A 13420-nucleotide genomic window follows, 5' to 3' on the forward strand; every position below is an offset into this window, starting at 1 on the left:
GTCATGGGGGGCGTTTAGCGGGTGGTAGCGGGAATCAAAAGCCCCTCCCCTTCAGGGGAGGGGTTGGGGTGGGGGGCCCGAAACCTTGCGCAAGGTCGATGGCCCCCACCCGCTGCGACTAAGCCAGCAAGCTGGCAAGTCTCGCTGCCCTCCCCTGAAGGGGAGGGGGTAGTTTCTGTTACGCCGGAATGCCGCTGATCGACTTCACTTCCATGAAATCCTTGAGGCCGAACACGCCGCCCTCGCGGCCGTTGCCCGACGCCTTGTAGCCGCCGAACGCCGCGCCCGGGCCGGGACCCCAGGCGTTGACCGCGACCATGCCCGCGCGCAGTTTCGGCGCGACTTCCGCCGCCTTGGCGGGGTCGCCCGAGACGACGGCCGACAGGCCATATTCGGTGTCATTGGCGATCTCGACCGCTTCGTCGAGCGTGTCATAGGCCATGATCGTCGCGACCGGGCCGAACACCTCTTCCTTTGCGATGCGCATGTCGGGGGTGACGCCCGAGAAGACCGTCGGCTTGATATAGTAGCCGCGGTTGACGTTGCTTGGCAGGCCGGTGCCGCCGGTTTCCAGCGTCGCGCCCTCGTCGATCGCCGACTGGATCAGGCCCTGGATCTTGTCGAACTGCGCCTTGTTGACGACGGGGCCGATGTGGCCGCCCTCGCTCATCGGGTCGCCGACCTGGGTGCCGTCGAACATCGCCTTGATGACGCCGACGGCTTCGGCCTCGCGCTCTTTCTGGACGAGAATGCGCGTCGGCGCGATGCAGCTCTGTCCGGTATTGACGAGCACGCCCTGCACCGTCGGCGGCAGCACCGCGGCGAAATCTGCATCGGGCAGGACGATGTTCGGCGACTTGCCGCCCAGTTCCTGATGGACGCGCTTGACCGTGTCGGCCGCCGCCTTGGCGACGAGGATGCCCGCGCGGGTCGATCCAGTGAAGCTGACCATCTCGATGCCGGGGTGCGCGCTGATCGCGTTGCCGACGGTCGGGCCGTCACCCTGCACCAAGTTGAAGACGCCGGCGGGGACACCCGCGGCTTCGAGAACCTCGGCGAAGATCACCGCATTGCCGGGGCATTCTTCCGAGGGCTTCAGGACCATCGTGTTGCCCGCGGCGAGCGCCGGCGCGACCTTGAGCGCGATCTGATTCAGCGGCCAGTTCCACGGCGTGATCATGCCGACGACGCCGATCGGCTCATAAGCAATCATACCCGCAGCATATTTTTCGGTGAAGCTGAAATCCTTGAGCGCGGCAATCGTACCAAGGAAGCCGCCGATGCCGGCGCCGACCTGCGCGGTGCCCGCGAAGCTGACCGGCGCGCCCATTTCCGATGCCATCGATTTGGCGAGATCGGGCGCACGCTTCTTATATTCCTCGACGATGCGGTTCAGCAGCTCGAGACGTTCCTCGCGCGTCGTCTGCGAGAAGCTTTTGAACGCTTCCTTCGCCGCGGCGACGGCATCATCGACGTCGGCGGCGGTGCCGAGCACGACGGTCGAGGCCGCTTCCTCGGTCGCCGGGTTGATGACGTCGTGGAGCTTGCCGCCCTTCGAGTCGACCCAGCGGCCGCCGATATAATGTTGTTTGAGGTGCGTTTCGGTGCTCATGTCCTGTCTCCCATCGGCGGTGAATCCGTCTCGGATTGCTACCTAATCACTGTGGCGGATGAATCAAGCGAGGCCAACTGCCAAAGGCGGCAGTTTAGCGCTTTTCAGCAGCAAGGCGTGACATCAATATGGCGGCGCGCATCGCCTGGCGCGTGATGCTGGGGATATCGACCGTTTCCTCGGGGCCGTGATCGCCCGTCGAATAGGCGCCAAGTCCGGCGAGGCTGTCAACGTGCGGCGCGACGAAGCTGATGTCGGCGGCGCCGCGCTTCAGCGGATCGAGCGCCGCCATTTCAGCGAGTCCGAGGTCGCGGTTGACGGCGTTGAGACGGGTCAGCAACGCGCGGTTGCCATCGGTGGGCGCCATCGCCGGATAGCCGCCGGGGTCAAAGGCAAGCGTCGCGCCGGTGCCGGGCGCATGATCGGCGACGATCGCCGCCATCTTGTCCTTTACGCGCGCCGCCTGTTCGGTCGAAAGCGTGCGTAAATCGCCGCGCGCGATCGCGGTGGCGGCGATGATGTTGGTCTTGCCATTCGCGCTCGCGCGGATCTTGCCCTCGTCGAGCGACACCTGCTCGCCGCCTGCGATCAGGCCGACGTTGAAGGTCAGATTGGGTTCGGGCAGTTCGGTGCGAAAGCGGTGGATGATCCGCGCGAGTTCGTAGATCGCGCCGTCGCCGGCATTGGCGCTGAAAATGCCCGAACTGTGCCCCGTTTTGCCGGTGGCGGTGACCTGCCAGCTTTCCGACGAACGCCGCGCGATCGAGCTCATGTCGGCGCCGCTATCGCGGACCAAGCCTTCGAAGCCCAGTGCAACATCGACGCGTTTGCCTGCCGCGATCAGGTCGGCGCGCGCTTTTTCGACAGGGTCTCCGGCATCCTCCTCGTCGCCGGTCATGTGGAATTCGATGTTCGCGCCCTTGAGCGTCCCCGCCTTGTACATTGCACGCAGCGCCGCGACGACGACGACCATTCCCCCCTTGTCATCGCCGGCGCCCGGTCCCTTCGCCTTGTCGCCCATGCGCTCGAAACGCTGGAACGGCGAGTCGAGCTCGAATACCGTGTCGAGGTGCGCGATGAGGAGCAGGCGCTTTGTATCGGGCCTGCCGGCGTGCGTCGCGATCAGATGGCCGGCGCGGCCGGTGTCGCGCATCGGCTTCCATTCGACCCTGAAACCCAAGGGTTCGAGCTCGGCGCGCATCATCGCACCGACCTTCTCAACCCCTTCGAGATTGAGCGAGCCGCTGTTCTGGTTGACCAGCTTTTCGAGCAACGCGACGCTGCGCTCGCGTTCGGCCTCGACTGTCTGCGCCATGGCGCTTTCGGCCTTGCTGAGCTTGGCCGCGGCGGCGGGCGCAAGGGCAAGCTGGAGGACGACGAGCGCGGCGAAGGGCAATGATTTCATGGGAAGCTCCTCTGAACGCCTCCCTTCTGCCGTCTCGCGTGTGCCTCGGCAACCTCTCCCGCCTGGACAGGATCGGGGAAGCGATCAGCTTCCTTGCCGCACCATGAAAATATCGCCGCCAAGGCTGACCAAGAACAGATTGCCGGCGCTGTCCTCGCCAAAGGACGCGATCGAGTTCAGCGTCCCCGCGTCGGGCGCGAAATCCTCGTTGCGCCGCGCGAAACGCGAAGACGCCAGCGTCTGGCCGGGGACAAGGCTGGCAAAGGGAACCGTCCAGATATTGTCCGAGACGAAGTCCGCAAAGACATATTGTCCCTGAAGCGAGGTTACCGGGCCGCGATAGACATAGCCGCCGGTAACCGAATTGCCCTGTCGCGGGCCATCGCCGTGGCCATATTCCGCGACCGGATCGGTCAGCCCGCCCGGCGCAGCGCCGGTATAGGGTTGGGTGCCTTCCTTGAAGCGCCAGCCGAAATTGAGGCCTGGCTGGGCGGTCGTCACCATATCGATTTCCTCGACGGCGCCTTGGCCGACGTCGCCGATGACCAGCGTCGATCCCGAGAAGGAAAAGCGGAACGGATTGCGCAGGCCGAGCGCGTAGACGTAGCGGTCGCCGCCGCCAGCTATATAGGGATTGCCGGGCGCGGGAGCCAGGAAGCCCTCATCGTTGGGAACCGAGGCGCCAGCATAGGGGTCCTCGACCACCCGGATCCGCAATATCTTGCCGAGCCGCGAATTGGGGTTCTGGGCATTGTTGCCGGGATCGCCCACGCCGCCGCCATCGCCCACCCCGACATAGAGGAAACCGTCAGGGCCAAAGGCCATCGCGCCGCCATTATGGTTGTTCGCCCCGGGGTGTGGAATCGTCAGCCTCGCCAATATATGCGGCGATCCGGAGAGGCTGCCATATTCGCGAATTTCGATGTCGCCGGCGGCATTGGTGCAATAGATCATGAAGCGGTCCGCGTTCGCCGGCTTGGGCAGTAGTGCCATGCCGAGCAATCCGCGTTCGCCATCGGTGGAAAGGTCGCCGATCGTGAAGAGCAGCGTTTTCGCTCCGGTCGAGGGGGTCAGGCGATAGACCCTCCCGGCCTTCTCGAGCACATAGACGTCGCCGCTGCCCGGTATGCCGAGCAGGAAGGTTGGTTGGTTGAACCCGCTGCCGACGCGCTGGACCGATATGCCTTCCTTCGAATTGGTCACCGTGACATTGACCGTCTGGCTGACGGCCGCTCTGCCGTCGCTGACGTTCAGCCGCACCGAATAGACATTGTCGCCGTCGGCGTCGCCCGGCAGGTCATAGTCGGGCGACGCATTGAAGCGCAGCGCGCCTGCGGCGGTGATCGAAAAGCGCGCCGCGTCGGCACCGCCGTCGATGGCAAAAGTCAGCGCGTCGCCGTTGGGATCGGTGGCCGTTGCCTGATAGGCCGCAACGCCGTTTTCGGCGACGCTCGCGGTCTGGGGCGAGGTGAATGCCGGCGGGGCGTTCGCTTCGGGCGGCGTTCCGCCATCGCCCCCGCCGCAGCCGGTCAGAAGCAGGGGAGCAAGAAAAAAGGCGCGTATCCGCATGATCCAGAACCCCTTTTGCGACCTTGATCGCGGCAAGGTGGCATTTGCGGACGCCCGGCGCAACCATGCCGTTCGGGACGATCGGGAACTTCCGTCAGACCGCTTCGTCGACCTGTTCGAAATCGTCGAGCTTATTCAGCGCATCGCGCGCGATCCGCCTCAGCGCGGATCTGTTGACCTGCAGGCCCTTCGCGCCGTCGCCGCTCAGTTCGTCGATGGCGAACGCCACGCGAGTCCGATCCGGGGCCACTTCCTCGAACGTAAACTTCAGCCCTGTTTTGAGCGCGCCATCGTCGACGCTGTAGATCAGATGCGCCTCGTGCGGGATTTCCATGGCGACCGCGATCTTGATGTTATAGGCCTCGGGCCGTTCCTCCGGCACCATCTTCTCGAACCCCGGTTCGCCCTTTTTGGTGACGAGTTCGTAGAGCCGCGTCGATCCACCGTTGGTGACGAGCGGCAGGCCCGCGAACATGCTGTCGTCGCCGAACATCCGGGCGAACACCTCTTCGCGTGGCGAGGCAACGGTGCGTGTCTGGTTCGCCAGTTCGACCATCTTGCCGCAGCCGGTGGCAAGCAACAGCGCCGCGACCGGGATCATCATTCGGAACATCGGACATACCCCCGCTTGTAGACGCGGCCGCTTTTAGCCGCGCGGGCTTACCAAAGCGTAAGCGGGAGGGAGCGCGATCGCGCGGGCCAATAGAAAGGGGCGCCCGGTTCCCCCGAACCGGACGCCCCCCTTGGCGTCGCTGATCGTGTGCGATCAGGCGCTGTAGTACATGTCAAACTCGACCGGGCTCGGCGTCTGTTCGAAGTTATAAACCTCGGCCCATTTCAGCTCGATATAGGCTTCGATCTGGTCCTTCGAGAACACGTCGCCCTTAAGCAGGAAGTCGTGGTCGGCGGCGAGGCTGTCGAGCGCTTCACGAAGCGAGCCGCATACGGTCGGGACTTCGGCCAGCTCTTCGGGCGGCAGGTCGTACAGATTCTTGTCCATCGCGTCGCCGGGGTGGATCTTGTTCTGGATGCCGTCGAGCCCTGCCATCAGTAGCGCCGAATAGCAGAGATAGGGGTTCGCCATCGCGTCGGGGAATCGGAATTCGACGCGCTTCGCCTTGGCGCCCGCACCATAAGGGATGCGGCACGAGGCCGAGCGGTTGCGGCTCGAATAAGCAAGCAGCACCGGGGCTTCGAACCCGGGGACGAGGCGTTTGTAGCTGTTCGTCGTCGGGTTGGTGAAGGCATTGAGCGCCTTGGCGTGCTTGATCACGCCGCCGATGAAATAAAGGCACATGTCGCTGAGGCCGGCATAGCCGTTGCCGGCAAAGAGCGGCTTGCCCTTTTCCCAGATCGAGATGTGGGTGTGCATGCCCGATCCATTGTCTTGGCGGATCGGTTTCGGCATGAAGGTTGCGGTTTTGCCATAGGCGTGCGCGACCTGGTGCACGACATATTTGTAGATCTGCATGCGGTCGGCGGTCTGGGTGAGCGTGCCGAAGGTCAGGCCGAGTTCGTGCTGCGCGGCGGCGACTTCATGGTGATGCTTGTCGCAGGGCAGGCCCATTTCGAGCATGGTCGAAACCATCTCGGCGCGGATGTCCACCGCGCTGTCGACCGGCGCGACGGGAAAATAGCCGCCCTTGGCGCGCGGACGGTGCGCAAGGTTGCCGCCTTCGTAGCTGCGGCCGGTATTGGTCGGCAGTTCGATGTCGTCGATCTCGAAACCCGACTTATTGTAGCCGGTTTCGAAACGAACGTCGTCGAACATGAAGAATTCAGCTTCGGGGCCGACATAGACGGTGTCGCCGATTCCGGTGGAGGCGACATAGGCCTCAGCCCTTTTAGCAGTAGTGCGCGGGTCGCGGGCATAGCCTTCACCGGTCGACGGCTCGACGATGTCGCAGAACATCACGAGCATCGGGGTGGCGGAGAAGGGATCGTCATAGACGGCGTCGAGGTCGGGTTTCAGGATCATGTCCGACTCGTTGATCGCCTTCCAGCCCTCGATCGACGAACCGTCAAACATCAGGCCGTCCTCGAGCGCGTCCTCGTCGATTACCCCAGCGCACATCGTCAGGTGCTGCCACTTGCCCTTTGGATCGGTGAAGCGCAGATCGACCCACTCGATGTCGTTTTCCTTAATCCGGGCGATGATATCCTTGGGCTTCGTAGCCATGGTCTGAACTTCCTTCTCGCGATGATGACCGGTTGCACCGGCTTAGTGGAACAGGTTGGGGAGCGGGTATTTTAGAGCGCGTCCTCGTTGCGTTCGCCGGTGCGGATGCGCAGCGCGGTTTCGACCGGGATCACGAAAATCTTGCCGTCGCCGATGCGGCCGGTCTGCGCGGCGGCGGCGATCGCTTCGACGACGCGTTCGGCCATGCCATCCTCGACGATGACCTCCAGCTTCACCTTGGGCAGGAAATCGACGACATATTCGGCGCCTCGATAGAGTTCGGTGTGACCCTTTTGCCGTCCGAACCCCTTGGCCTCGGTAACGGTGATCCCGCTGACACCGACTTCGTGCAGCGCTTCCTTGACCTCGTCGAGCTTGAACGGCTTGATGATCGCCTCAATCTTCTTCACGCTTACAGTCCCCCTTTGGGCATTTCGCATCGCTCGCAGTCAGAGCCGGATCAGGCCTGCCTGTCCGGTTCGCACCCGTGAGTCGCTGCGAGGCCCCATCATCTTGCACCAATCAAGAGCCGTGCCAATTGGCGAATCGCAAGCTTTCGGTAAGATTTGTGACAGGATGTTGCGCGGTTGCTCAAGGGGTGAGCAACGGGCGCGATGCGTTGCCTAAAAAAGCGGCAGATGCACCTCGGCCGTCATGGCGAGCGTCGTCGCTACGTTCCTCGCCATGACGGGTGGCTGGAGGTCACCGCCCCATCGGCGCCGATGCGTTCGGCAGGTTGGCCTTGGTCCAGATCGACCGGTCGATGACATAGGCGCGCAGCGCTTCGGCGTCGGCGGGCGATAGCACCTTGGCAAAGCTCACCATGCCGCGGTCCTTCAGCGCGCCGTCGAGCGTCACGGACTTCCACGCATCGGCATTCGCGAGCGTGCCCGAGACCCGCAGGTCGGGCGTGAAGCCGTTGCCGATCGCGCTGTCGCCGTGGCAGACGATGCAATAGCGCCCGAACAGCGCCTTGCCCGTGGCGACTTGTTGCGGCGTCCCGAATTGCGGCGGCGGGTTCCACGCCAGCGTCGTCGTGGCCGGCGGGGCCGGCAGCTTGGAGGTGCCGCCGAGCTTGAGCACGACGAGGCGCGGGATGTTGGGGATCTTGCGCGTCGCGCCGCCCGCCACCCCGGCGACGAGCGGGAAGGCACCCCCCTTGCTCGTCTGGAACGCGACATATTGCACGCCGTTCACGCGGAAGGTCGACGGCGCGCTGACGATCCCCGACTGCATGTCGAGGTCGAGCAACTGCTTGCCGGTATCGGCAGCATAGGCGCGGAAACGGCCAAGGCTGGTCCCCTGGAACACCAGATTGCCCGCGGTGGTCATCGTGCCGCCGTTCCATGCCGCGGGATGATCGACCGCCCACGCGACCTTGCCGGTGCGCGGGTCAAAGGCGACGAGCCGTCCGGTCGTCGCGGCGACCGCGGCGCGGAACGCCGCCTGGTCGTCGGGGAGCAAGGTGCCGGTCAGCGAGGTGCCGACGTTGAACCCGAGCACCTTGCGCTTGTCGAGCTCGTTCATGTCGGCGAGATAGCCCTGCGGGATCTGCTGCGCTGGGATATAAACGAGGCCCGTGGCGGGATTGTAGCTCATCGGGTGCCAGTTATGCGCCCCGAGCGCACCGGGGATCGCGATAAACGGCTTGCCGGTCTTGTAGAAGCGCGCCTCGGGATTTTCGATCGGGCGCCCGGTGGCGAGGTCGTATCCGGTGGCCCAGTTGATCCCGTCGACGAACGGCTTGGCATCGATCAGCTTGCCGTTGGTGCGGTCGATGGTGAAGAAGAAGCCGTTCTTCGGCGCGTGGTACAGCACCTTGATCGGCCGGCCGTCCACCGCCTGCTCGGCGAGGATGATCGGCTGGGTCGCGGTATAGTCCCAGGTTTCGGCCGGGGTTTCCTGATAGTGCCACTTATATTTGCCGGTCGACGGGTCGAGCGCGACGATCGACGAGAGGAACCAGTTGTCGCCCTCGCCGTTCGAGCGCGTGCCATGGTTCCACGGGTTGCCATTGCCGACCCCAAGGTAGATCTGGTCGAGATCCTTGTCATAGACGATCGCGTCCCACACGGTGCCGCCGCCTCCCGACGTCTGCCACTCGCCTTTGTCGGACCAGGTGGCATTGCCCTTCGACGCGAAAATGTCGTCCGACGCGGCGCCGTCCTTCGCCTTGGTCGGATTGGGCGCGGTGTAGAAGCGCCAGCGTTCCTTGCCCGTGTCGGCGTCATAAGCGGTGACATAGCCTCGCACGCCGAATTCGGCGCCGCCGTTGCCGATCAGTACCATGTCCTTCACGACGCGCGGCGCGCCGGTGATGGTGTAGGGTTTCGAGGTGTCGAAGGTCTGGGTCGACCAGAGCTCCTTGCCGGTCTTTTTGTCGAGCGCGATCAGGCGACCGTCGAGCGCGCCGACGAAGACTTTGTTGCCCCACACGGCGACGCCGCGGTTGACGACGTCGCAGCAGGCGCTGACCGCGCGCTCACCCGGAACCTTGGGGTCGAACTTCCATAGCGACTTGCCCGTCGCGGCGTCCCATGCGCTGACCTTCGACCAAGCGTGGGTGACATACATCACGCCGTCGACGACGACCGGCGTTGCTTCCTGCCCGCGCGTGTCGTCAAGGTCGGCGGTCCACGCGATACCGAGTTCGCCCACATTCTTGTCGTCGATGTCGGTGAGCGGGCTGAAACGCTGTTCGTCGTAGCTGTAGCCGATGCCGCCCCAATCATCGCCATTGCCGCCGGTCTTGAGCAGGGTCTCGCTCGCCTTCTCGGTCTCGTCGAGTGATCCGCCGCCCGAGATGCTGTCATTCTTCGACGCGTTGCACGCCGCCAATGCCAAAGCCGCGCAGCCCAGCAGCGCGGCCGTAAAGACCCGTTTCGCCATCCCATGCTCTCCCGTTCGACGCCTATCTTGACGTTAACGTCAAGTCTGCGCGCGAAGGCGCGAGGGTGCAAGCGGGAAAATGGGGGGTGAGGCGAGGGGGCATATCCTTCGCCACCCCTGGCTTGATCCGGGGTCTATAAAAGCCAGCGCGGCGTCCGACGCTATGGATCCCGGATCAAGTCCGGGATGAGGGAATTAACAGGCGTCGCTTACTGCCAGGGCGGCGCGTTGAGGCCCTTGGGACTTGCAGTGAAAATCTCGCAGCCCGTCTCGGTGATGCCGATGCTGTGCTCGAACTGTGCCGAGAGCGACCGGTCGCGGGTCACCGCGGTCCAGCCGTCGGCGAGCATCTTGACCGCATATTTGCCCGTGTTGATCATCGGCTCGATCGTGAAGAACATGCCGGGTTTAAGTTCGGGGCCTGTGCCGGGACGCCCCGCGTGGACGACTTCGGGCGCGTCGTGGAACATCTGGCCGAGGCCATGACCGCAGAAATCGCGGACGACCGAATAGCGATGGCGTTCGGCGTGCGTCTGGATCGCGTGCGCGACGTCGCCCATGCGGTTGCCGGGCTTCGCCTGCTCGATGCCGAGCATCAGGCATTCGTACGTGACCTCGACGAGGCGCTTCGCCTTGATCGGCACGTCGCCGACCAGATACATGCGGCTGGTGTCGCCGTGCCAGCCGTCGACGATGCTGGTTACGTCGATGTTGACGATGTCGCCGTCGCGCAGCGGCTTGCCGTCGGGGATCCCGTGACAAACGACATGGTTGATGCTGGTGCAGCAGCTGTGCGTGAACCCGCGGTAGCCAAGCGTCGCGGGAATGCCGCCGCCGTCAAGCATCATCGTGCGGACCAGGTCGTCGATAGCTGCAGTGGTCACGCCCGGCTGAACGAAGGGGACGAGCGCGTCGAGGATTTCGGCCGACAGCCGCCCGGCCTTGCGCATGCCGGCAAAGCCCGCCTCGTCGTGCAGCTTGATCGTGCCATCGCGCACCGGGGTGGGTGCGCCACGGTCGGCGGTGGTTACGGAGACATAGTCGTACATGGAAGTGATATAGTCGCTGAGACCTCAAAAAGCGAGGGGCGGCACGATGGCCGCCCTTCGCCCTTATTCCGCAGTCTTCTTCGCCTTGTCGGCTTTTGGCTTGCCCTTGCCGGCCTTCGGCGCGGCGGGGGTGATTTCGAAGGCGAGCGGATTGCCGACATGGGCATCCTCGCCGGTCTTCATCTTCACCTTGACCTCGCCGCCATGGACCAGCTTGCCGAACAAAAGTTCTTCGGCGAGCGGCTGCTTGATCTTTTCCTGGATCAGGCGGCCCATCGGACGCGCGCCATAGAGCTTGTCATAGCCCTTGCCGGTCAGCCATTCGCGCGCCGCATCGTCGAGCTGGATGTGGACGTTGCGGTCGGCCAGCTGCAGCTCAAGCTCGAGGATGAACTTGTCGACGACGCGCGCGACGACCTCGGGCGGCAGATAGCCGAAGGGCACGATCGCATCGAGGCGGTTGCGGAATTCGGGGGTGAACATGCGCTTCACCGCCTCTTCCTGCACATCCTCGCGCGTCGACTGGCCGAAACCGATCGACTCGCGCGCCATGTCGCTGGCGCCCGCATTGGTCGTCATGATCAGGATGACGTTGCGGAAATCGACCGTCTTGCCGTGGTGGTCGGTCAGGCGGCCATTGTCCATCACCTGAAGCAGGATGTTGAACAGGTCGGGATGCGCCTTTTCGATCTCGTCGAGCAGCAGCACGCAATGCGGGTTCTGGTCGATCGCATCGGTGAGCAGCCCGCCCTGATCGTAACCGACATAGCCCGGCGGTGCGCCGATCAGGCGCGACACGCTGTGCCGTTCCATATATTCGCTCATATCGAAGCGCTGGAGGGGGATGCCCATGATCGACGCGAGCTGTTTGGCGACCTCGGTCTTGCCGACGCCGGTGGGGCCGCTGAACAGATAATTGCCGATCGGCTTTTCGGGATCGCGGAGACCCGCGCGCGACAGCTTGATCGCCGACGACAGCACTTCGATCGCGGTGTTCTGGCCGAAGACAACGCGCTTGAGGTCGGTTTCGAGGCTGGCAAGCGTCGCCTTGTCGTCGGTCGACACCGACTTGGGCGGGATGCGCGCCATTGTCGCGATCACTGCCTCGATTTCCTTCGCGGTGATCGTCTTCTTGCGCTTCGACGGGGCGACGAGCATCTGCATCGCCCCGACCTCGTCGATCACGTCGATCGCCTTGTCGGGCAATTTGCGGTCGTTGATATAGCGCGCCGACAGTTCGACCGCGGCGTTGATCGCGTCGGGGGTGTAGCGCACCTGGTGGTGGCTCTCGAACGCGCTGCGCAGCCCGGCTAGGATCTTCTTGGTATCTTCCAGCGTCGGTTCGACCACGTCGATCTTCTGGAACCGGCGCAGCAGCGCGCGGTCCTTTTCGAAATGGTTGCGGAACTCCTTGTAGGTCGTCGAGCCGATGCAGCGGATGACGCCGCCCGACAGCGCGGGTTTCAGGAGGTTTGATGCATCCATCGCACCGCCGCTGGTCGCGCCCGCTCCGATGACCGTGTGGATCTCGTCGATGAACAGGATCGCGTGCGGAAGGCCTTCCAGCTCGGTGACGACCTGTTTCAGCCGCTCCTCGAAATCGCCGCGATAGCGCGTGCCCGCGAGCAGCGCGCCCATGTCGAGCGAATAGATGACCGCGGGCAGCAGCACCTCGGGCACGTCGCCCTCGATGATCTTGCGCGCCAAGCCCTCGGCAATCGCGGTCTTGCCGACGCCGGGATCGCCCACATAAAGCGGGTTGTTCTTGCTGCGGCGGCAGAGGATCTGGATCGTGCGATCGACCTCGGCGTTGCGGCCGATCAGCGGGTCGACCTTGCCGGTCTTTGCCTTTTCGTTGAGGTTGACGGTGAACTGGTCGAGCGCGGTTTCCTTCTTGTTCTTGCCGCTGCTGTCCTTGTCCTTCGTCTCTTCCTTTTCCTCGGGCTCGGCCTGCGGCGAGGGCTTGCCGCCCTTGCCGACGCCGTGGCTGAGGTAAGATACCGCGTCGAGCCGCGTCAGGTCCTGCTGCTGGAGGAAATAGACGGCGTAGCTTTCGCGTTCGGAGAAGAGCGCGACGAGGACGTTAGCGCCCGTCACTTCATCCTTGCCCGACGACTGGACGTGCAGGATCGCGCGCTGGACGACGCGCTGGAAGCCCGACGTCGGCGACGGGTCGCTATGCCCCTCGACCTTCAGGCTGTCGAGTTCGGTGTCGAGATAGTGAACGACCGCCGATTGCAGGTCGTCGGTCGCCACGCCGCAGGCGCGCATCACTTCGGCGGCATGATCGTCGTCGATCAGCGCGAAGAGCAGATGCTCGAGCGTCGCATATTCGTGGTGGCGCTCCGAAGCGGCCTTCAGCGCGTTATGTAATGTCTTTTCGAGGCTTTCCGAAAAGGACGGCATGGTCTTCATCTCCTTGCGGGGACCAGGCCGGGGAGAGCGGCCCCCTTAGAAAGCCAACGTGGCGATGCCGCCGCCCCACCGCAAGGGAAAAGCGGTCGACTCTGTGAAATTACGATGACGGGGGTTGCGTTATGGTTAACGAGATATTGAGATTTTGGCGGAGGTTCTGCCATCCGCGTCGGGACAGGGACTAGCCGCGGTGGGGTGGGAGCTGCCCCTTTCGCCGGGGCGCACAATCTCTAGCCACCGCCTTCGGTCGTTCTAGCCTCGTCTCATCTTTTTCGTTCGTGTCGAGCGACGTCGAGACACCC

9 protein-coding genes are annotated in these 13420 nt (G+C 64.0%); all 9 read right to left on the bottom strand.

The window, feature by feature from the left end:
• Window positions 1–178 precede the first annotated feature (178 nt).
• Window positions 179–1612 carry an aldehyde dehydrogenase family protein gene (locus tag ATE71_RS17990; protein ID WP_058804725.1) on the bottom strand — a complete coding sequence of 478 codons (1434 nt, stop codon included), beginning with the start codon at window positions 1610–1612 and terminating at the stop codon, window positions 179–181.
• 94 nt (window positions 1613–1706) lie between these two features.
• On the bottom strand, window positions 1707–3017 hold the full coding sequence (locus ATE71_RS17995) for a M20/M25/M40 family metallo-hydrolase (RefSeq protein ID WP_058804726.1): 1311 nt from the start codon (window positions 3015–3017) through the stop codon (window positions 1707–1709).
• Between the two features lie 84 nt (window positions 3018–3101).
• A complete protein-coding gene (locus ATE71_RS18000) occupies window positions 3102–4586 on the bottom strand; it encodes a PQQ-dependent sugar dehydrogenase (protein WP_058804727.1) in 1485 nt (494 codons plus the stop codon).
• Between the two features lie 94 nt (window positions 4587–4680).
• Window positions 4681–5199, bottom strand: a complete 519-nt coding sequence (locus tag ATE71_RS18005; protein ID WP_152998838.1) for a hypothetical protein — start codon at window positions 5197–5199, stop codon at window positions 4681–4683.
• A gap of 153 nt (window positions 5200–5352) precedes the next feature.
• The gene (gene glnA / locus ATE71_RS18010) at window positions 5353–6765 is read right to left on the bottom strand and encodes a type I glutamate--ammonia ligase (protein WP_058804729.1); all 1413 of its coding nucleotides are present in this window, start codon (window positions 6763–6765) and stop codon (window positions 5353–5355) included.
• Window positions 6766–6836: 71 nt separating this feature from the next.
• Window positions 6837–7175 (bottom strand): P-II family nitrogen regulator, encoded by a 339-nt coding sequence (locus ATE71_RS18015; protein WP_011540464.1) that lies wholly within the window; start codon window positions 7173–7175, stop codon window positions 6837–6839.
• Between the two features lie 292 nt (window positions 7176–7467).
• A complete protein-coding gene (locus ATE71_RS18020; RefSeq protein ID WP_058804730.1) occupies window positions 7468–9654 on the bottom strand; it encodes a PQQ-dependent dehydrogenase, methanol/ethanol family in 2187 nt (728 codons plus the stop codon).
• 209 nt (window positions 9655–9863) lie between these two features.
• Entirely contained in the window at window positions 9864–10703 is an 840-nt protein-coding gene (gene map, locus ATE71_RS18025; RefSeq protein WP_058804731.1) for a type I methionyl aminopeptidase, read from the bottom strand.
• A gap of 63 nt (window positions 10704–10766) precedes the next feature.
• Window positions 10767–13109, bottom strand: coding sequence for an ATP-dependent Clp protease ATP-binding subunit ClpA (gene clpA, locus ATE71_RS18030; RefSeq protein WP_058804732.1), 2343 nt, complete (start codon window positions 13107–13109; stop codon window positions 10767–10769).
• Window positions 13110–13420: the final 311 nt, after the last annotated feature.

It is taken from the genome of Sphingopyxis sp. H115 (assembly GCF_001468465.1).
In the GTDB taxonomy this organism is placed as follows: Bacteria; Pseudomonadota; Alphaproteobacteria; order Sphingomonadales; family Sphingomonadaceae; genus Sphingopyxis.

Bases quoted from the DNA above. Each gene is read 5' to 3' on its own strand.
- ATE71_RS17990 (WP_058804725.1), bottom strand. From the start codon at position 1,612: ATGAGCACCGAAACGCACCTCAAACAACATTATATCGGCGGCCGCTGG.
- ATE71_RS17995 (WP_058804726.1), bottom strand. From the start codon at position 3,017: ATGAAATCATTGCCCTTCGCCGCGCTCGTCGTCCTCCAGCTTGCCCTT.
- ATE71_RS18000 (WP_058804727.1), bottom strand. From the start codon at position 4,586: ATGCGGATACGCGCCTTTTTTCTTGCTCCCCTGCTTCTGACCGGCTGC.
- ATE71_RS18005 (WP_152998838.1), bottom strand. From the start codon at position 5,199: ATGTTCCGAATGATGATCCCGGTCGCGGCGCTGTTGCTTGCCACCGGC.
- glnA (WP_058804729.1), bottom strand. From the start codon at position 6,765: ATGGCTACGAAGCCCAAGGATATCATCGCCCGGATTAAGGAAAACGAC.
- ATE71_RS18020 (WP_058804730.1), bottom strand. From the start codon at position 9,654: ATGGCGAAACGGGTCTTTACGGCCGCGCTGCTGGGCTGCGCGGCTTTG.
- map (WP_058804731.1), bottom strand. From the start codon at position 10,703: ATGTACGACTATGTCTCCGTAACCACCGCCGACCGTGGCGCACCCACC.
- clpA (WP_058804732.1), bottom strand. From the start codon at position 13,109: ATGCCGTCCTTTTCGGAAAGCCTCGAAAAGACATTACATAACGCGCTG.